The sequence below is a fragment of the Aequorivita sp. CRS11 genome, from assembly GCF_059693805.1.
In genome coordinates this window covers 232,530-251,731 of record NZ_JCATIG010000003.1, presented here as the reverse complement: position 1 = coordinate 251,731, position 19,202 = coordinate 232,530, and the positions used below count along the sequence as shown (strand labels likewise).

Genomic DNA, 19,202 nt, shown 5'->3' with positions numbered 1-19,202 from the left:
CGAGAACTCCTTATACTTCTCGACTGCGCTTGAGGAGACAAAAATAAAGTTATGATTAAAAACGATTTATTCTTAAAAGCCCTTCGTGGCGAAACTGTAGAAAGACCGCCTGTTTGGATGATGCGCCAAGCCGGAAGATACTTGCCCGAATTTCAGGAAATAAAAGCGAAATACGACTTCTTTACCCGTTGCCAAACCCCGGAACTTGCTAGTGAAATCACCGTGCAACCCATCCGCAGATACGGAATGGATGCTGCCATTTTGTTTAGTGATATTTTGGTAATTCCGCAGGCAATGAACATTCACGTGGAGATGAAACCTAGTGTTGGCCCATGGTTGCCGGATCCAATCCGCTCAAAAAAGGATTTGGAACGCGTGATTGTGCCGGACATCAACGAAACCCTCAGCTATGTAATGGAAGCCATAAAGATGACGAAGGAAAAATTGAACGACGACATTCCGTTGATTGGTTTTGCGGGTAGTCCGTGGACCATTCTTTGTTATTGCGTGCAAGGCCAAGGCAGTAAAAACTTTGATAAAGCGAAGGAATTTTGCTTTACACAACCAGTTTTAGCACATGAATTACTTCAGAAAATAACAGATACAACGATCTTATATTTAAAAGAAAAAGTAAAAGCCGGGGTAAACGCGGTACAGGTTTTTGACAGCTGGGGCGGTATGCTATCACCAACCGATTATCAGGAATTCAGTTGGCAGTACATGCAACAGATAATTGATGCTTTAAAAAATGAAACTCCAGTTATTGCCTTTGGAAAAGGCTGTTGGTTTGCTTTAGATACCATGGCAAAAAGTGGCGCTTCCGCATTGGGTGTAGATTGGACGTGTTCGCCCAAAAATGCGCGTTATTTGACGGGCGGAAACATTACATTACAAGGAAATTTTGACCCAACTCGTCTTTTCAGTCCGCCATCAGAAATTAAAAAAATGGTGAAACAAATGATCGATGAATTTGGAAAAGACCGTTACATCGTGAATTTAGGTCATGGAATTCTGCCAAATATTCCTTTGGAAAACGCAGGCGCTTTCATTGAAGCGGTGAAGGAATATAAGCAGGAATAGATGTTGTGGCAGATTTTTAAAAAGTTAGATTTAAAGCAACTTTTTGGGTTGTTTTGGATGTTTTTAAAAAATCCGCAATACGCACTTCCAACTATTTTTGCCACAAAACGCTGTATGGACATTGCGTATGAGCAGTACGGAAGCAAGCATCACTTAGGAAATCCGGCAAATGCCTTTCGGCATGCGCTTTGGGTAATCTTGATTATCAAAAAGTGTTTAAAATGGCAAAACAACGAACAAAAGGCAAAAACTTGGGCAAAGAAATTTACCGATTGGCACGAGGATTTTTCGCCCAACGAAGCTTTGGAACACGCAATGGATTTGCATAATAACCACGTTGGAATTCTTTATTTTGAAGAAGTAAAAGATAAAAATGTAGCGGAAATCGTTTCGTTTTTAAAACAAAAAGCTTCGGAAGCGGTAAAGATTTCAACTATTGAAGAAGTTGAAAATTTAGAAAAGACATTAGTTTATATAGATTAACTTTTCCGTGCGACACGACACCAAACCAAATGATTAAAAACATCCTAAAAGGCATAAAAGCATACGCGGGAACTTTCAAGCTTATTGGGCAACTTGGGCTTTGGAAGTACTTTGGCGTGCCTATGGCAATTAGTTTTTTAACCGCTGTTTTAATTGGCTTTTCCGCTTGGGGGCTGAGCGATAATATGGGAGCCTTTATTTCAAAAATCTGGTTTTGGGAATGGGGCGCACAAACTTTCAGAACCATAAGTGATTTTATTGGAGCATTAACAATCATTGCTTTAGGTTTAATTCTTTTTCGTCATATAGTTATGGCACTGAGCGCGCCATTTATGAGTCCCGTTTCGGAAAAGATTGAAAAACATCTTTTTGGAGAAAACCATTCGCACAGAAATACGTCAAACGCTGAGCAACTTTGGCGGGGGGTTCGAATAAACGTCCGGAATTTAATGATGGAACTTTTGCTCACAATCCCCATAATCTTGATAGGTTTTATACCTGTTTTAGGAATAATTTCTTCGGTACTTTTGTTTTTGGTGCAAAGCTATTACGCAGGTTTCGGGAACATGGATTACACGCTGGAACGACATTATAAATATTCGGAAAGCATCCAATTTGTAAGTAGAAACAAGGGTTTGGCAATTGGCAACGGTATCGTTTTTATGGGAATGCTTTTGATTCCGGTGATTGGGATTATTTTGGTTTTGCCCCTTTCGGTGACTGCGGCGAGTACGGAGACCTTAAAGGTGTTGGAAAACACGAAATAACTTCAGAAAAAGATATGATGAAAGAAAAATTCGTAAAATACATAAAGAATTTGCAAAACGAAATCACTTCTGCTTTGGAAGAAATTGACGGATTGGCAAAATTCAAAGAAGACAAATGGACCCGGAAAGAAGGCGGTGGCGGACAAACCAGAGTGATTGAAAATGGAGCCGTTTTTGAAAAAGGAGGCGTAAACATCAGTGAAGTTCACGGGAAATTACCCGAAAGCATGCAGCAGTATTTTGGAGTAAAAGATGCAGATTTTTTCGCTTGTGGACTGAGTTTGGTACTTCACCCAAAAAACCCGATGGTGCCCACCGTTCACGCCAATTGGCGCTATTTTGAAATGTATGATGCTGAAGGAAATATTGTAGATAGTTGGTTTGGCGGCGGGCAAGATTTAACACCTTATTATTTATTTGAGGAAGATGCAACACATTTTCACCATGTCTGCAAAACCGCTTGCGATAGGCATAATCCGGATTTTTATGAAACTTATAAAAAGCGCTGCGACGAGTATTTTTGGAACGCGCATCGCGAAGAAGCGAGAGGAATTGGTGGTCTTTTCTTTGATTATTTAAAAGAAACGGACACGATGAAAATGCAGGATTGGTACAATTTCGTAACCGAAGTTGGCAACAGTTTCTTGGAATGTTATCTTCCCATTGTTGAAAAAAGAAAAAACCTTCCCTATTCCGAAGAAAACAGAACTTGGCAGGAAATACGCCGTGGCCGTTATGTTGAGTTTAATTTAGTTCACGATAAAGGCACGCTTTTCGGCCTAAAAACAAATGGCCGAATTGAAAGCATTTTGATGAGTTTGCCGCCGCATGTGCAGTGGCGCTATGATTTTCATCCCGAGACAGGAAGCGAGGAAGAAAAGCTTGTTGAAGTTTTAAGAAAGCCGAAAGATTGGGTTTGAATTGGAGTTAATTCTAACAATTTAATGTCACGAAAAAAGGCAAATAAAAGAATTTTCGAAATACTCCATGCTTTTGGAGATGATGGGCAAGAGAAACGCCCTGTCACCCATTGGTTTTATTTTGAAAAAAGAAAGGATTTGAAGCTTTTTGAAAGCTATGCTTGGGATATTGGATTTCAAACTTCGGTTAAACACCTTCGAAAAAGAAAGAATTATGATAAGCTTTTACTAATTATCTATAGGGTTGAAAGTGTAAACAAAAGTTTTATTGATTTTGACACTATGGAATTTTTTGAAATTGCAAAAAAGTATAACGGTATATATGATGGATGGGAAACGCCCATCGAAATGGATTAAGCAATCATTTCCAAATCAAAGCCTTTTTAGAACCCACATTGTTTGTGTTTTGGTAATAATGAAAACGCGCTTTCAACAATAATTTTCTTCCTTCGGGATTTCGGGTGAAAGTGAGGATAGCCTTGCCATTGAATTTTTTCCAATGCTTAAAAAACAGCTCCGCGTCACTTTTCCGTTCAGCAAATATTTTCGGCACATTGTAATAATCTGAAATTTTTAACAGTTTCCGAAACCATCCGGCTTGGGTAATAATATAACGCGGATTTTCAACCGGCGCGATTATTTCCTCCAAATAATTTATAAAGAGAAGACTTTCCTTAACCGTTGCACCCTGTAAATAACAGGAAATAGCCCCTTGGTCAAATTCTTCAATGACAACTTTAAGTTTGGGTGCTGAAGTTTTAATTAATTCTTTTTTAACCATCGCTGCTTTTAGCGCCTCGGCAAATTTAAAAAGCTGTTTGTCCCTTCGTCCGAATTGAATATATAATTTCAAAGCTTTTATGGTTTTAGGAAGAAATAAGATTGCGAGTCCGCCAAAAACTGCGTAAAAAAAGTAAAGAATTCCTTTGGAAAGAAGATTCGGAAGATTGTTTATAAAAAGTTCGGGCAATGTAATTAACACCAAAGCGGAAAGTTCCACGAAAGCATATTTCACCAAATCGTGATAATACAATTTTTTCGATTTTTCCGAAGTTGATTTTTCATCAAAATTCACTTTTAGCTCGCGAATTAAAACATTTCCTTCTTTCAAAGCTGTTTCCCAGCGCTGTTTTACGTTTTTTCGGTTTTGGGAAAGTGACTCCATTTTTTCATTTAAAGCCGCTATTTCAGAAAATCCGTTCGCTATTCCCAATCGATCTATTCCGTTTTCTATGAAGGTTTTTCCTTGTAGCGAAACGCCGCAGAAGGCATCAAATCTGCGGCTTAAGGTTTCTATGTCTGCTCCTCCCGATTCATTTGTAGGGTCCACACAGGCAATATGCCAAATATTTGCAACTTTCCCGGGCTGCAACTGGTTTACACGAATGGCCCGCCCCCGCATTTGGTTGGAAGTAACAAATGAACCAACAAACGAGGCAAGGACCAAAGTGTTGATTGCCGGCGCATCCCAACCTTCGCCCAAAAGCGATTTGGTGCCAATAAGCACTTCAATAAACCCTTCCTCAAAAAGCTGGGTCATGGCGCTTACCATTTCCTTTTTGCCGCTCACGGTTGGGTTTATGACTATGTATTCCGTATCCCAAAGAATGGATTGCGTAAAAGCTTCCGCAGAAATTTTGGCAGTCAATTCGTCCACCAGCGAATTGTGGATTAAAATCAAAGAACCCGTTAAAACAGCTAATTTATCTTTCTGAAGTTTTAAAGATTCATCCCTTTTTATCGCATTCCGAAGATGTTGAAATATAGGAACCACACCCAACTTATTTATTTCCGAAAGGGAATCGCCGTATTTAAAATCGAGAAATTCCTTTCGAATGTAATCTGAAAGAATAACCATCCGCAATGAGCTACCGAGACTTTCAGCTTCAATTTTGGTAATTTCCACAATGCTTTTAAGCTTAGATGGACTCTGCGAAAGCGAACGGTATAGGTTGTTTTCGCCTACAAGATTGACGCGTTTTTTATCAAAAGCCCCAATTTTTCGAAGCTCTTTTTCAATTGAATTTAATATTGCTTCGTTTTCAAGATGATTTTTCCTTTCGTCAACCAAAAGGGGCTGCAATAGCGCTTCCACCCATTCGTAATTAAACGAGGGAAAACTCACATTTTTAGGTTTTACGCCCAACAATTCAATCTTTTCATGAGGAATTTTAAAAGCAATTGAATTCAAATAAATAAGTATCGCCGAATAGAAATCTGGATGCTCGTAAATAGCTTCCAAATTCGTTTCCGTATTCGCAAAAAAAGGATGTTTCAGTATAAAATTCTGGAAATGTTCATTCGCTTTTAAATCTGAAACAAACTGAATCAATTGCTCGCGATATTTTATGATGTAGCGAATCTGTTCCTGTTCGGGTTTGGAAAAATAAATGTAATCCTGATGCGGACAGAGATTGCCTTCCTTTACGAGTTCTGGCAGGCCGATTTCCATATCAATCGGGCCGCAAAGTTCAAAATACTTGGCTATTTCACTTGGTTCACTATCGTAGGGAGGCGTTGCGGTAAGCGAAACTAATGTGTGTTTGGGCAATTGTTTTAAGCTGAAAAGCGGCTTCCACCATTCGTTTTTTAAGTGATGGGCTTCGTCCAAAATAATGTTTTCAATTCCAGCATTTTCAAAAAAATGGAGTAGTTTTTCTTCGGAATTTTCCAATTCATTTTTAAAAAAAGAATGCAGGGATTGATAGGTTGAAAAAGTAATCGTTTCCGGATTTTTAATGTTGAAGGAAACCGAAATTGAATTTTCATGTTTCACAAAACACTCCAACATACGCTCGTTCCATTGGTTTCGGATGGTTAGGGTAGGCGATAGAACCAGCGTTTTTTTATTGATTCTCCGCATCATTTCCAACCCCAGAACCGTTTTGCCCGAACCCGGCGGAGCCACGACGTGAAGATGATTATCCTCTAAATAAACTTGAAAATCCTCCAAAAACCGCGCTTGGTAGCTGCGCCAATTAAATTTAAAAAGAAGTGAGGATAGCAGGTTCAATTTATGGAAGGCTCAGATTATAATAGTAAATTTGCAACGCCAAAAATAAGGTATTTCAACGAGGTGAAAATCCTGTTATTGGTTTAATAATATTACTGAATTGATTATTGAATATAGGGTTTCAGATTTATCAAAAAATCTAAAATCTAAAATCTCAAGTCTAAAATCTTAATAGCTATGTACCCACTAAGAAGAAACCGAAGATTGCGAACCAACGAAAGTATGCGAAGCCTGGTCCGTGAAACTATTATAAGCCCCAATGATTTTATCGTGCCGCTTTTTGTGGTGGAAGGAAAAGGTGTAAAAGAAGAAATTGCTTCTATGCCTAACTATTACAGATTGAGTTTGGATAATCTTCAAAAAGAAGTAAAAGAACTTTGGAAACTCGGTTTGAAGTCGGTTTTGCTTTTTGTGAAAGTTGATGATAAACTGAAGGACAATAGCGGAAAGGAAGCCTTAAATGCTGATGGATTGATGCAACGCGCCATAAAAACGGTGAAGGATGCAGTTCCCGAAATGATTGTGATGACCGATGTGGCCTTGGATCCGTTTTCAGTATATGGGCACGACGGAATTATTTCCGAAGGAAAAGTTTTGAACGACGATACCAATGCGGTCTTGGCTGAAATGTCCCTAAGCCACGCCATTGCGGGTGCGGATGTGGTTGCGCCCAGCGATATGATGGACGGACGCATTTTTGAAATCAGAACCCTTTTAGAGGACGAAGGTTTCTGCGATACCGCGATTATGGCCTACAGCGCCAAATATGCTTCGGCATTTTACGGTCCGTTCCGGGACGCGTTGGATTCTGCGCCTGTTGATGTAGAGGATATTCCAAAAGATAAAAAAACCTACCAAATGGACTACGGCAACCGCGAGGAGGCCATCCGCGAAACCTTAATGGATATTGACGAAGGCGCAGATATTGTAATGATAAAACCCGGACTTTGCTATTTGGATATTGTACGTGATATAAAGGATACCGTAAATGTTCCTGTTGCGGTTTATCAAGTTAGCGGTGAATATGCCATGTTGAAAGCCGCGGCCGAAAAGGGCTGGTTGAACCACGATGCAGTAATGATGGAGCAGGTTACGGCCATAAAAAGAGCCGGGGCTTCTATGATTGCTAGCTATTTTGCTAAAGATGTCGTAAAGCTTATTAATTAGCAAAATTTTATCTTTCCGAATTCAATTTTCGCATACATTTGCTGCGTGAAACTTTGTGGAAAATATATAAGTAGATTGTTTTTATCGATTGCCCTTGTGTTGGTGTTCGGTAATGTAGCTTTTGCAAGTGAAGCGATTGCAGATAAAAACAGGACTGCTGTTATTTCTGAGTTCCAGAATGATAATCAAAAACCATTAGTTTTTAATGAAATTTCTGTTGGGGAAGTTTCGCAAATAGTTTCTCAGAATGAATATTCAGGTCTTGACTTTTATGGACTGTTTAATTCTGGCAGAGATTTTTCTTATTTACGCGCCTCTTCTTCAGTTAATTCTTCTTACTTCTTAAAGGACAAACGGGAGCTTATCTTCCGCCATTTGTTTCCCTTCCATTTTTTTTGGTGATTATTTGAGATTGCTTCGGTTTGTTTGGATTGGTTTCCAAGCATTTTTTTATTCAAATTTATTCATCTTAAAAATTTTTCATCATGGAATTTAACACAACCCTAGTAGGGGTAATTATACTGTTATTGATATTTGTGCCCGTGGGTTATTTAATCTTGAACACCACCGGCAAGGACAAAAAGGCAAAGAAAACTGTATCGCAACTGTCGCAGACCAAGGGCATACAGATAAAGAACATAGAGGTAATAGGCAATTGCGTTATTGCTGTTGACGAAACTTCAAAAAAACTTGTTTACTCTTCTAAAACCAATCCTAGCGGTGACTTTAAGATTGTAGATATAACCGAGGTGCGGGAATGCCGTGCCAAGAGCATTAAGCAGACAGACAAAACCCTTGATTGGGTTGGGCTGGAACTAGTTGAAAAGTCAGGCAGGTTGGAAATACCTTTTTATATGGAAAACGATGACGAAGGGTACACCAAAGATCCGTTTGCATGCCTACAGGATGCCAAGCGCTGGGAAGGGACATTGAAACCCTTACTGAGGGCTTCGTAATTTTAGTTTTTTAAGAAAACCGTCCTTTGTGGCGGTTTTTTTAATGCAATTAACAAAGCCTTACCTAAAATCTGTTTTTAAATCTTTATTTTAGATGAAAATTTCGAAAACCAACTATGACCTTACTGATTGTTTATGCAGTGCTTTCCATTTTCTTTTCTTTTTTATGCTCTATATTGGAAGCCGCGCTGCTCAGCTTTACACCCACATATCTGAGGATGAAGACCAAAGAGGGAAAAAGCTATGCCACAACCCTTACCAATTATAAAAAAGACATTGACAAACCGCTAATTGCAATCTTAACCCTCAATACTATTGCACACACTGTTGGTGCAATCCTCGTGGGGGTTCAAGCAGAAAAACTACCCTATAAGGTAGAAGTTTGGGGAGTGAATTTAGTGGGAATTGTTTCCGCAATTATGACAATGTTGATTTTGGTGGTTTCTGAAATTATCCCGAAAACCATTGGTGCTACTTATTGGAAAAAACTGGGCTCTTTCACGGCAACCTTTCTAAACCTCATTATCATTCCGTTGAAATACACTGGAATCCTGTGGTTGCTAATGCTCATTACTCGTATGGTTGGCAAATCTGCCCACGTAAGTACCATGAGCCGTGAGGAATTCATGGCCATAACCGATGCCGCTGAAGAGGAAGGCGTTTTTGAGGAAAGCGAAACAACGGTAATAAAGAATTTACTTGTTTTTAAAAGCGTACACGCCAAAGATGTAATGACGCCCTTTACGGTTGTTACATTAGAAGATGAGACGAAGAGTTTGGATGAATTTCACCAAAACCATAAAAGCCTTCGGTTTTCGAGGATACCGGTGTATAAAAACAAAACACATAATATTACAGGTTTTGTGCTTCGGGACGATGTGCTGGAAGAAATTGTGGAAGACCGTGGCGATAAATTGTTGAGCGACTTAAAGCGGGAAATTTTTGTGGTTGCTTCAGAAAAACCCATCCCAGAACTTTTCGAAACATTTATAAAACAACGGGTACATATTGCATCTGTAGTGGATGATTTTGGAAATACCATAGGGGTGGTAACAATGGAAGATATTATTGAAACGCTGCTTGGACTTGAGATTATGGACGAGAGCGACAACATAGAAGATATGCAGCTACAGGCACGAAAAAACTGGGAGCGCCGCGCTAAGCGTATGGGAATTGAGATTAACAGAGATATAGAACTAGAACGGGGCGATGATGAACAGGAGCTATGATGATTATGTTGACACTCCCATAGGGATATTAATGCTTTCCTTTAATGAAAAGTTTGAATTGGTTTCGGCTATTTTTCCTGAGGATGAAATAACGCTTCCCGTAGCCAATGGTTTGGGAAGTGAGGAAATTCAGCGTGTGAAGAAACAATTCAAGGAATACTTTAATGGTTCCAGAAAAACTTTCGATATACAACTTTCACCCGAAGGAACCGAATTCCAAAAAAGGGTTTGGAATAAACTTTCAAATATTCCATACGGCAAAACCGCAACCTATCAACAGATGGCCAATACGTTGGGCGACCCAAAAGTGATTCGTGCAGCGGCTTCTGCAAATGGGAAGAACCCTATTTCCATAGTAATTCCCTGTCACCGTGTTATTGGTAGTGATGGTTCGCTTACGGGTTATGCCTGCGGATTGCACAGAAAGAAATGGTTGCTGGAACACGAAAACCCTTCACCGCAACAATCCCTTTTTTAAATGAAACCATTTCTAAAATTTGTAAAGTGGCTGTTAATTCTGCTAATTGTTGCAGTATTGGGGCTTTACATTTCAGGCTATGGCTATATTTTAAAGGGAGTTTGGGTAGTTTATCTTCACGGACACACCACAGCCTATATTGACGATTTTAAGTTTTTTGAAAACGAAAAAATTCCCGCAAGTACCAACCCGCAACCTTGGCCAATCCATAAAGACTACAATACTGTTGAGGCAACGGAAGCACTTGCCGAAACAAACGATACACTCGGCACCGTTGCCTTTTTAGTAATAAAAAATGATAGTATTTGGTATGAAAAGTATTTTGATGGTTTTGGGAAAAATTCGCAAACAAACTCTTTTTCCATGGCGAAAAGCATTACTTCGGCTTTGTTGGGGAAAGCAATTGACGATGGGTTTATAGAAAGTTTGGACCAGCCAGTTGGTGATTTTTATCCGCAATATGCCGAGAGTGGAATGACGGTTGGCGATCTTTCCTCAATGGCCTCAGGTTTGGATTGGGACGAATCCTATTCCAATCCGTTTGGGATGACGGCGCGGGTCTATTATGATGATGATTTGGCGGAAACTATCCTGAAATTGGAAGTAGTTGAAAAACCTGGCGTTCGTTTTAAATATTTAAGCGGAAATACCCAGCTCTTGGCAATGGTAATTCAAAAGGCTACGCAGAAACAGTTGGCAGATTATTTATATGAAAGTTTTTGGCAACCCATGGGTTTTGAGCAACCAGCAATTTGGCAAATTGATGATGATGAAAGCAGATTGGTCAAGGCGTATTGTTGCTTGGGAAGCAATGCGCGGGACTTTGCACGTTTCGGGAAACTGTATAAAGATTACGGAAAATGGAACGGAAAGCAACTGCTAGATTCTACATTTGTGGTGAAAAGCATAACGCCACGCTTTGCGGAAAGTCCAGAATACGGTTATGGGTTTTGGCTGAGTGATTTTAAGGGAAAGAAAATTTTTGTGATTCGTGGTATTTTGGGACAGTATGTTATTGTGGTTCCAGAGGACGATTTGATTATTGTTCGGTTGGGCCATCAACGTGGTGGTAAAACAGGGATGCCTTTTAGTTTAGATTTTTATGTGTATGTTGATGAGGTATACAAAATGCTTACTCAAAATCAATAATTTTTTCGTAGCTTTAAACTTCTCCCCGATTGCAATTTTCAAATTATGATTAAGCGTATACACTTGGAACATATTCTGTTTCTTGATATTGAAACCGTTCCGCAGCATGAAAATTTTGATGAATTGGACGATACTTCCAAAACGCTTTGGGAACTGAAAAGCCAATACCAACGCAAGGATGAAATTTCTGCGGAAGACTTTTACGAACGCGCCGGCATTTGGGCAGAATTCGGGAAAATTGTCTGTATTTCTGTAGGCTATTTTGTGCTAAAGGGCGACGTTCGCAATTTTCGCGTTACCAGTTTTCACGGTGATGAAGTGAAAATTTTAAATGATTTCAAAAGTCTTTTGGAAACACATTTCAACAAACCCCACCATTTACTTTGCGCGCATAATGGGAAGGAATTTGACTTTCCCTTCATTGCCAGACGGATGATTATAAATGGTATCGATATTCCTTTCAAATTAGATCTCTTCGGAAAAAAACCTTGGGAAGTTCCGCATTTGGATACGCTGGAGCTTTGGAAATTCGGCGATTATAAAACCTTTACTTCCCTTAAATTGATGGCGCACGTTTTGGGCATTCCGTCGCCAAAAGATGATATTGACGGCAGCCAGGTTCGCAGTGTTTATTATGAAGAAAAAGATATTGACCGAATAATTACTTATTGCGAAAAAGATGCTGTTACGGTAGCACAGATTTTCCTTAGACTTCGCAATGAAGGTATTCTGGATGAAAGTGAAATTCTTTCTGTATAATGCGTTAATTCTGGCAGTAATACTTATTTAAGGATTTCATTATAAATTTTAGTAGCTTTACCAGCCACATTCAAATATATTTTTTATGACAATTTCAAAATTTATCCCAAAATCGTTTTTGATACCTATGTTAGCTGCGCTTCCTCTTTTTATATCTTGTAAGGATGAGAAGAAGATAGAAGAGAAGGCGCCAGCCACAACCCAAGAGGCAACCCTTGAACAAAAGAAACAGGCTTTACAGAATGTTGCGCCTACTTCTACCACCACAACTAATTCTAGCAATAACGGAGGTGCCGTGAATCCGCCCCACGGACAGCCAGGGCATGATTGTGCCATTCCAGTGGGTGCGCCTTTGAACGGAGGTTCGGGAAGTACCAATGCCACCCCCACGACCAATAAAGCGAATGCCGTGCCGGCATCTATTTCTGGCAAAGGTGTAAACCCGCCCCACGGGCAGCCAGGCCATAGATGTGATATAAAAGTGGGGGATCCACTTTAAAAAACCTATACTTAAAAAAAGCGGCCCGTTTCAGCAATGAAACGGGCCGCCTTAATTATCAATATTAACTAACTATTCTTTTATAAAACGCTTCATTAGTTTGTTGCTATCAGTATTTATTTCAAGCATATAGACACCGCTTTGCAATGATGAAACATCCAAGTTTTCGGTAAATGAACCTTTACCAACAACTTGTCCAATCACATTATAGATTACATAATCCTTTCCAGTTGCTTCAACTAACGAAATATTTAACGTATGTTTTGCAGGGTTTGGATAGATAGACATTTCTGAATTGTTGAAACCTGTATCTCCAGTTATACCTTGGTTAACGGAATTACTGATTATTACCGTATAATCCTCCACTTCTCCATAGGTAAATGTTTCGCAAGAGGTTGGGTTTGCATTGTATTTCATAGAAACACGCATTCTTGTTGCCCCGGAAAGTGCAGATGTAGGAACAGTAAAACTTCCAGAAACAGATGATGCGGTTGTGCGCGAACGTGAATATACTTGTTCACCAGAATCATTGAAATCGCCGTCCTGGTTATAGTCAATCCATACGCGGTATGCTTCACGATATACAGTACCCGTCCATCGTGGTGTAATGGTGATGGTATTGCTGCTTCCTTTGGTTAATGAAGTAGAAATACTTGTGAAATCTGCATACCCACCATTGTTACCAGAAAGATTGTTGATGCTTCTAAGTTGGACTCTATCTATGTATTCATCATTTGTATTATTTCCTTGTGAAGTACAATACGTAACTGTATTTGAAAGCGTAGTAACATTTACAGTGTTACTGAAGCCCGAATTGTTACCGGCCGCATCGTGTGCGCGAACTTTAAAAGAATAAGCGGTAGCAGGTGAAAGCCCTGTAATATTTGCTGAAGTGCCTGTAACGCTTCCTAAGTTTGTACTGCCTTGGAAAACATCATAACCGGTAACGCCCACATTATCTGTGGAAGCATTCCATGAAAGGCTAAGCGTAGTTTGGGTTACGTTTGAAGCTGCCAAACTTGATGGGGCGGTTGGAGCCTGAGTATCTGGCGCTCCTGCACCCAAGTTGATTGTATAGTCTTCAACCTCCCCATAACTGAAAGTTTCACAGGATGTTGGAATTCCGTTGTATTTCATAGAAACCCTCATTCTTGTTTCTCCTCCAACAGTCCCTGATGGAACCGTGAACGTTCCACTGTTTGGAGTGTTAGTTGAAGCAGCTTTGGACCAAACCAATTCACCTGCATCTCCAAAGTCTTCATCACCATTATAGTCAATCCACACAGCATAGCCTTCATTGTAGATAGTTCCAGTCCATGTAGGAGTTACGGTAATGGTATAAGTCGCACCTTCATTTAAAGTAGTTGAAATACTTGTAAAGTCTGAATAAAGTTGTGCGCCCGAGGCATTGTTGATGGTATTTAACTGTACGCGGCTTATGTATTCATCATTTACATTGTTACCCTGTGAAGCACAATAGCTGCTTCCGCCACCACCACCGTATGGAGCGCCAACACCTACAGCATACCAAGCGTTTGTGGTTGCAATTTCCTCTGGGCTATCTGCGCCGTAAAGATCTCTTGCGGCTTGAATAGCGCCATTTCTGGCATCGCTGTACTGTGAGTTTGAGTTTAAGTAAACAGTTAGGTTTCTGTAAGCAATAGCAGCTGCTTTGTCCATCCCAATTCCGGTAACGTTATAGCTGTTGCCTAAATCGTTAGTGCCACTTTTACCTACGGTTAAAATATAAAACCAGAAGTTTTGCACGCCAGAGTTAATGTGTACACCACCGTTATCGCCTGAGCCGGAATACCAATTGGTTCCCAAATAAGTGTCTGGATCGCCATAGGCATTCGGGTTGCTCATGGAGCGAAGCGCACCACCGCTTCCGCCAGCACCAATGTCATCACCCATAAGCCAGTCGTTTGTGCCAGAGGCAAACTTTTCAATGGATTCACCGAAAATGTCTGAAAAAGATTCATTCAAAGCTCCCGATTGGTAGCTATAAACAAGATTTGCAGAATATTCGGTAACACCGTGAGCAATCTCGTGGCCACAAATATCCAAGGATACCAATGGGCCATAGTTTACGCCATCACCGTCGCCGTATGTCATACGGCTACCGTCCCAAAATGCGTTCACATAATTTGAGGAATAACTAACGTATGATTTTATAATGGCTCCTGCATTGTTATAGGAATTTCTTCCGTGTTTTTGGCTGAAGTATTTGTGGGTACGTTCCGCGCCAAAGTGCGCTTGAACACCTGTAGGATTGGAAGTAAAGCTAGTTGAACTGCTTGTAACATCCACCGCATTGTTATAGTTGGTGCCGTTATTCATGTCAAAGGTCTGAATTCCGTTACCGTCAGCTGTTTGGCGCAAACGGTATGGGCCAGAGGCATTATCGGCCGTAAAGGACACCGTGCCGTTATAAAGGCTGGTTCCCGTCGCGGGCACATTGGCATGGTGAATGCGCTTGTTTTCAAAAATGAATTGTCCCGTTTTCGCATCAATATATACATCGGCTCTGTAAAGCGGTGCCGTTGCGTAAATATCAAACTTATAGGCAAGTCGGTTTGTTTCGGTTATGTTTTTCATTGCTGGAAAAATTACCAATTCGCCAGTAGGTTTATGGTAGTCCGCCAAAGCTGCTTCCGAAGCATTTTGCCACATATATTTTGTAGCGCCCACGTGCGCCATAGCACTGTTCAAAGCTTGCGGGCCAGATATTGAAGGCGTAACACTAAAATCATCTGCAATGGGGGAATAAAATGAATTCAATGTCTGTACCATGCCATTTTTACTACTCAATGTTACGGTTGCAAATTCCACTTTTACACCGTTAAAATACTGTTGCATTTTTTGGTGTATAAATCCTAACGGGTCTTGTTCTTGTTTTAGCGTAGTAAATGAAGTTTGTGAAGATGGGTTTAAAACGTCCTTGAAAATTTGAGTGGAGTTTTGAAGCGAATACGATTGTGATGCATCAAAAACTACTAGACTTGGTGGTTCTTTTACGCTTCTCTTTTCATCTTTTTTGTTTTGGGCAGAAACCACTGCGGTAAAAGCAAAAATTAAAAGGGTGAATAGAAAAACGAACTTGTTAATTTTTTTCATAATAAATAAGATTTAGTGAATAAATAGGTTTGTTGTGTTGTTAAACAACTCTTAAATGAACGATAATTTTAGATAAAATGAAATTTTATTCGATGAACTGTAGTTAAAATTTTAATACTCCCTTTTATCCTATCTTTGAAATTATGAATAGAACACCATTGTTATCAGTCAATGCACTTACAGTTTCCTTTGGAAATAAGAAAAAGCTTGTTGAGGTTTTGCACAATATTTCTTTTGATGTTTTCGAAAATGAAATAGTGGGCATAGTAGGCGAATCTGGTTCCGGTAAATCGGTCACTTCACTTTCCATCATGGGTTTGTTGCCCAAAAAGCTAGCAAATCTTTCGGGAAACGTCATTTTTGAAGAAAAAGAACTACTACAAATCACCGAAACAGAATTCCGAAATATAAGAGGAAAGGATATAGCAATGATTTTTCAGGAGCCCATGAGCGCCTTAAATCCCTCATTGAAATGTGGTTTTCAGGTTGCCGAAATTCTACGGCTTCATTTAAAGATGAATGTTTCAGAGGCAAAAAAGGAAACCATTTCATTGTTCGAAAAAGTGAAATTGCCACGCCCAGCAGAGATTTACAATAGTTATCCGCACCAGATAAGCGGCGGGCAGATGCAGCGGGTTATGATTGCCATGGCCATTGCCTGTAAGCCTAAACTCCTTATTGCCGACGAGCCCACAACGGCCCTCGACGTAACCGTACAAAAGGAAATCCTTTCTCTTCTGAAGTCTATTCAGCAGGAAACAAAAATGGCAATGCTCTTTATCTCGCACGATTTAAGCTTGGTTTCTGAGATTGCCGATAGGGTTGTAGTAATGTATAAAGGCGATATTATTGAAAATGCAACAACTGAAGAGATATTTAAAAACCCAAAGGCAGCATATACCAAAGCTCTCTTGGCGTCTAGGCCGTCGCTGAACGTACGTTTAGCAAAATTACCCACCATTGCATCAATAGCCGATAAGAGTTTTAAGCCCAGAGAAGTAAAACCAGTGGAACGGGCTAAAAGGCACAAACACATTTATACAAAAAAACCAATCCTGGAGATTGTCAATTTGGAAAAATATTATTTCAGCAATGTGGGAATGTTTTCAAAAGCAGAAGTTGTAAAAGCTGTAGACGATATTAGCTTCACTGTTTTTGAAGGTGAAACTCTAGGTCTTGTGGGCGAATCAGGCTGTGGAAAATCTACTTTGGGAAGAACCATTCTTCAACTTGAAAAAGCAACTTCAGGAAGCATAAAATATAGGGGGAAGGAACTTACAAGGCTTTCAAAAGGTGAAATCAGAAATCTTCGGAAGGAAATACAGATTATTTTTCAGGACCCCTATTCATCGCTGAACCCGCGTTTAATGATAGGCCAGGCGCTGATGGAGCCGATGGAAGTGCACGGTTTGGGTAAATCGGCTAAAGAAAGAAAAGAAAGCGTGTTGTCACTACTGGAAAGAGTAGGACTTGATGAAAGCTATTTTTACCGTTATCCACACGAACTTTCGGGCGGGCAACGCCAGCGGGTTGGTATTGCACGAACAATAGTTGTAGAGCCTAAGCTGGTAATTTGTGATGAATCCGTTTCGGCTCTTGATATTTCGGTGCAGGCGCAGGTTTTGAACTTGCTTAACGAACTAAAAAATGATTTTGGTTTCACCTATATATTTATATCGCATGATTTGGCAGTGGTAAAATATATGTCGGACCAACTTTTGGTAATGAACAAGGGGAAAATTGAGGAGTTGGGCGATGCCGATGAAATTTATGAAAACCCCCAAACAGACTATTCAAAAAAACTAATTGAAGCGATTCCCAAGGGAATTTAAAAATATAAAATTAAAAAACCCGTTCTAACCTCACGAAGAACGGGTTTAATAATTTATCTGTGTGTAATGACAGATTTGGGGCGTAAAACAACCATAAAAAAAGTTTAGACCAATAAAAACACTTTCTTAAAAATGAAAAGCACATTTAGTACCAATTCTTTTGTGCTTTTAAATGATCTAATTACTTTTTCCATATGAGGTTAAGTTGGTAAGATTTGGGTCTGCTAAGATGAAAACATTTTTCTAATAAAGCGATAAAAAGCATATAAATTCGATGAAATACACTAAATTTTAACATTTAAGCATTTTTATTCCCTTTTTTAACATAAAAAAACCATGCTAGCGCATGGTTCTTGAATTGTAAAAGTGGAGCAATATTAAAATTTCATCTCATTAATTTCTCCATTAACTATCAAATCACCTTCTGTAGCTTTTTGAATTTCTTCAACTGAAACCCCTGGAGCGCGTTCAAGTAAATGAAATTTTCCATCCTTGATTTCAAGTACAGCAAGATTTGTAACTATTTTTTTTACACAGTTTACACCGGTTAGCGGCAAACTGCACTCTTTTAATAATTTTGATTCTCCTTCACGGTTGGTGTGCATCATCGCCACGATAATATTTTCAGCAGATGCTACGAGGTCCATAGCCCCGCCCATTCCTTTAACCATCTTCCCTGGTATTTTCCAGTTCGCAATGTCACCATTTTGTGAAACCTCCATGGCTCCTAATATCGTTAAATCTACGTGTTGGCCGCGAATCATCCCAAAACTCATAGCCGAATCAAAAAACGATGCGCCGGGCAATGCTGTAATGGTTTGCTTTCCCGCATTTATTAAATCTGGGTCTTCTTCCCCTTCAAAGGGAAAAGGCCCCATGCCGAGAATACCGTTTTCACTTTGGAATTCCACACTTATATCGTCACGTACAAAATTGGCAACTAATGTTGGGATACCGATTCCTAAATTTACGTAATAACCATCCTTCACTTCTTTTGCAATGCGCTGTGCTATTTGTTCTTTAGTTAAGGCCATTAGTTTCTTTTTCTAACTGTTAATTGCTCAATTCTCTTTTCGTACTTCTCTCCTTGGAATATGCGTTGTATAAATATTCCTGGGATATGTATTTGGTTTGGGTCCAATTCCCCAGCGGGAACTAATTCCTCCACTTCGGCTACGGTAATTTTTCCGGCGCCACACATAGCTGGGTTAAAGTTTCTCGCGGTTCCTTTAAAGATAAGGTTTCCTGCTTCATCACCTTTCCAGGCTTTCACAAAAGAAAAATCTGCCTCAAAGGCTTTTTCCATTACGTGCATTTTTCCATGGAATTCACGGGTTTCCTTTCCTTCGGCTACCTCCGTTCCATAACCTGCGGGTGTGAAAAAGGCAGGAATGCCACTTCGGGCGGCTTCACAGCGTTGTGCCAAGGTTCCTTGTGGAATGAGTTCCACTTCCATTTCACCACTAAGCATTTGGCGTTCAAACTCTGCATTTTCCCCTACATATGAAGAAATCATTTTCTTTATTTGATGCTTTTTCAGTAGCAGGCCGAGCCCAAAATCATCTACCCCTGCGTTGTTTGAAATACAGGTTACGTTCTGAACATTTCGCCTTACCAATTCTGAAATAATATTTTCGGGAATACCGCACAGCCCAAAACCGCCGAGCATAAAAGTCATTCCGTCTTCAATGCCTTCACAGGCTTCGCGGACGTTTGCAACTGTCTTTTTTATCATTTTTTAAATTTTCTGAAA

General features: G+C 39.8%; 18 protein-coding genes. 14 read left to right on the top strand and 4 right to left on the bottom strand.

Going from position 1 to position 19,202, the window contains the following annotated elements; all coding sequences use genetic code 11:
- Positions 1 to 51: 51 nt before the first annotated feature.
- Genes hemE through AC58DT_RS07065 form a run of 5 tightly spaced genes read left to right on the top strand, consistent with a single transcriptional unit; the run spans position 52 to position 3,607 of the window.
- Positions 52 to 1,080, top strand: coding sequence for a uroporphyrinogen decarboxylase (hemE, locus tag AC58DT_RS07085; RefSeq protein WP_497216177.1), 1,029 nt, complete (start codon positions 52 to 54; stop codon positions 1,078 to 1,080).
- On the top strand, positions 1,081 to 1,563 hold the full coding sequence (locus AC58DT_RS07080; protein ID WP_497216176.1) for a DUF6973 domain-containing protein: 483 nt from the start codon (positions 1,081 to 1,083) through the stop codon (positions 1,561 to 1,563).
- 29 nt (positions 1,564 to 1,592) lie between these two features.
- Complete coding sequence (locus AC58DT_RS07075; protein ID WP_497216175.1) at positions 1,593 to 2,330, top strand: EI24 domain-containing protein; 738 nt, start codon at positions 1,593 to 1,595, stop codon at positions 2,328 to 2,330.
- Positions 2,331 to 2,347: 17 nt separating this feature from the next.
- Positions 2,348 to 3,250 carry an oxygen-dependent coproporphyrinogen oxidase gene (gene hemF / locus AC58DT_RS07070; protein ID WP_497216457.1) on the top strand — a complete coding sequence of 301 codons (903 nt, stop codon included), beginning with the start codon at positions 2,348 to 2,350 and terminating at the stop codon, positions 3,248 to 3,250.
- Positions 3,251 to 3,274: 24 nt separating this feature from the next.
- Positions 3,275 to 3,607 (top strand): ribonuclease E inhibitor RraB, encoded by a 333-nt coding sequence (locus AC58DT_RS07065; protein WP_062620131.1) that lies wholly within the window; start codon positions 3,275 to 3,277, stop codon positions 3,605 to 3,607.
- Between the two features lie 4 nt (positions 3,608 to 3,611).
- On the opposite strand, the gene AC58DT_RS07060 is transcribed toward AC58DT_RS07065, so the two are convergent.
- A complete protein-coding gene (locus AC58DT_RS07060) occupies positions 3,612 to 6,263 on the bottom strand; it encodes a DEAD/DEAH box helicase family protein (RefSeq protein ID WP_497216174.1) in 2,652 nt (883 codons plus the stop codon).
- A 177-nt stretch (positions 6,264 to 6,440) separates the two neighbouring features.
- On the opposite strand from AC58DT_RS07060, the gene hemB reads away from it, so the two are divergent.
- The 8 genes from hemB (at position 6,441) to AC58DT_RS07020 (ending at position 12,500) form a co-directional block, all read left to right on the top strand.
- On the top strand, positions 6,441 to 7,430 hold the full coding sequence (gene hemB, locus AC58DT_RS07055) for a porphobilinogen synthase (protein ID WP_497216173.1): 990 nt from the start codon (positions 6,441 to 6,443) through the stop codon (positions 7,428 to 7,430).
- A 75-nt stretch (positions 7,431 to 7,505) separates the two neighbouring features.
- Positions 7,506 to 7,832, top strand: a complete 327-nt coding sequence (locus tag AC58DT_RS07050; protein WP_497216172.1) for a hypothetical protein — start codon at positions 7,506 to 7,508, stop codon at positions 7,830 to 7,832.
- 83 nt (positions 7,833 to 7,915) lie between these two features.
- Positions 7,916 to 8,386 (top strand): hypothetical protein, encoded by a 471-nt coding sequence (locus AC58DT_RS07045; RefSeq protein WP_497216171.1) that lies wholly within the window; start codon positions 7,916 to 7,918, stop codon positions 8,384 to 8,386.
- A 116-nt stretch (positions 8,387 to 8,502) separates the two neighbouring features.
- On the top strand, positions 8,503 to 9,615 hold the full coding sequence (locus AC58DT_RS07040; RefSeq protein WP_497216170.1) for a CNNM domain-containing protein: 1,113 nt from the start codon (positions 8,503 to 8,505) through the stop codon (positions 9,613 to 9,615).
- Positions 9,596 to 10,093 (top strand): methylated-DNA--[protein]-cysteine S-methyltransferase, encoded by a 498-nt coding sequence (locus AC58DT_RS07035; protein ID WP_497216169.1) that lies wholly within the window; start codon positions 9,596 to 9,598, stop codon positions 10,091 to 10,093. The genes AC58DT_RS07040 and AC58DT_RS07035 overlap by 20 nt, the downstream gene beginning before the upstream one ends.
- Positions 10,094 to 11,242 carry a serine hydrolase domain-containing protein gene (locus AC58DT_RS07030; protein ID WP_497216168.1) on the top strand — a complete coding sequence of 383 codons (1,149 nt, stop codon included), beginning with the start codon at positions 10,094 to 10,096 and terminating at the stop codon, positions 11,240 to 11,242.
- Between the two features lie 45 nt (positions 11,243 to 11,287).
- On the top strand, positions 11,288 to 12,001 hold the full coding sequence (locus AC58DT_RS07025) for a 3'-5' exonuclease (protein WP_497216167.1): 714 nt from the start codon (positions 11,288 to 11,290) through the stop codon (positions 11,999 to 12,001).
- An 85-nt stretch (positions 12,002 to 12,086) separates the two neighbouring features.
- Complete coding sequence (locus AC58DT_RS07020) at positions 12,087 to 12,500, top strand: hypothetical protein (RefSeq protein WP_497216166.1); 414 nt, start codon at positions 12,087 to 12,089, stop codon at positions 12,498 to 12,500.
- Positions 12,501 to 12,572: 72 nt separating this feature from the next.
- Here AC58DT_RS07020 and AC58DT_RS07015 read toward each other — a convergent pair whose 3' ends face one another.
- Positions 12,573 to 15,617 carry a M4 family metallopeptidase gene (locus AC58DT_RS07015; protein WP_497216165.1) on the bottom strand — a complete coding sequence of 1,015 codons (3,045 nt, stop codon included), beginning with the start codon at positions 15,615 to 15,617 and terminating at the stop codon, positions 12,573 to 12,575.
- Positions 15,618 to 15,760: 143 nt separating this feature from the next.
- Between AC58DT_RS07015 and AC58DT_RS07010 the strand changes: the two genes are divergently transcribed.
- On the top strand, positions 15,761 to 17,449 hold the full coding sequence (locus tag AC58DT_RS07010; protein ID WP_497216164.1) for an ABC transporter ATP-binding protein: 1,689 nt from the start codon (positions 15,761 to 15,763) through the stop codon (positions 17,447 to 17,449).
- A 377-nt stretch (positions 17,450 to 17,826) separates the two neighbouring features.
- On the opposite strand, the gene AC58DT_RS07005 is transcribed toward AC58DT_RS07010, so the two are convergent.
- Both AC58DT_RS07005 and AC58DT_RS07000 read right to left on the bottom strand, forming a co-directional pair.
- Positions 17,827 to 18,483, bottom strand: coding sequence for a CoA transferase subunit B (locus AC58DT_RS07005; protein ID WP_497216163.1), 657 nt, complete (start codon positions 18,481 to 18,483; stop codon positions 17,827 to 17,829).
- Positions 18,483 to 19,184, bottom strand: coding sequence for a CoA transferase subunit A (locus AC58DT_RS07000; protein ID WP_497216162.1), 702 nt, complete (start codon positions 19,182 to 19,184; stop codon positions 18,483 to 18,485). The genes AC58DT_RS07005 and AC58DT_RS07000 overlap by 1 nt, the downstream gene beginning before the upstream one ends.
- Between the last annotated feature and the right edge of the window lie 18 nt (positions 19,185 to 19,202).

Coding starts and splice junctions, on each gene's coding strand:
- AC58DT_RS07030 (WP_497216168.1), top strand. CDS start 10,094: ATGAAACCATTTCTAAAATTTGTAAAGTGGCTGTTAATTCTGCTAATT.
- AC58DT_RS07005 (WP_497216163.1), bottom strand. CDS start 18,483: ATGGCCTTAACTAAAGAACAAATAGCACAGCGCATTGCAAAAGAAGTG.
- hemF (WP_497216457.1), top strand. CDS start 2,348: ATGAAAGAAAAATTCGTAAAATACATAAAGAATTTGCAAAACGAAATC.
- AC58DT_RS07075 (WP_497216175.1), top strand. CDS start 1,593: ATGATTAAAAACATCCTAAAAGGCATAAAAGCATACGCGGGAACTTTC.
- hemE (WP_497216177.1), top strand. CDS start 52: ATGATTAAAAACGATTTATTCTTAAAAGCCCTTCGTGGCGAAACTGTA.
- AC58DT_RS07000 (WP_497216162.1), bottom strand. CDS start 19,184: ATGATAAAAAAGACAGTTGCAAACGTCCGCGAAGCCTGTGAAGGCATT.
- AC58DT_RS07065 (WP_062620131.1), top strand. CDS start 3,275: ATGTCACGAAAAAAGGCAAATAAAAGAATTTTCGAAATACTCCATGCT.
- AC58DT_RS07010 (WP_497216164.1), top strand. CDS start 15,761: ATGAATAGAACACCATTGTTATCAGTCAATGCACTTACAGTTTCCTTT.
- AC58DT_RS07040 (WP_497216170.1), top strand. CDS start 8,503: ATGACCTTACTGATTGTTTATGCAGTGCTTTCCATTTTCTTTTCTTTT.
- AC58DT_RS07035 (WP_497216169.1), top strand. CDS start 9,596: ATGATGAACAGGAGCTATGATGATTATGTTGACACTCCCATAGGGATA.
- hemB (WP_497216173.1), top strand. CDS start 6,441: ATGTACCCACTAAGAAGAAACCGAAGATTGCGAACCAACGAAAGTATG.
- AC58DT_RS07080 (WP_497216176.1), top strand. CDS start 1,081: ATGTTGTGGCAGATTTTTAAAAAGTTAGATTTAAAGCAACTTTTTGGG.
- AC58DT_RS07025 (WP_497216167.1), top strand. CDS start 11,288: ATGATTAAGCGTATACACTTGGAACATATTCTGTTTCTTGATATTGAA.
- AC58DT_RS07045 (WP_497216171.1), top strand. CDS start 7,916: ATGGAATTTAACACAACCCTAGTAGGGGTAATTATACTGTTATTGATA.
- AC58DT_RS07015 (WP_497216165.1), bottom strand. CDS start 15,617: ATGAAAAAAATTAACAAGTTCGTTTTTCTATTCACCCTTTTAATTTTT.
- AC58DT_RS07020 (WP_497216166.1), top strand. CDS start 12,087: ATGACAATTTCAAAATTTATCCCAAAATCGTTTTTGATACCTATGTTA.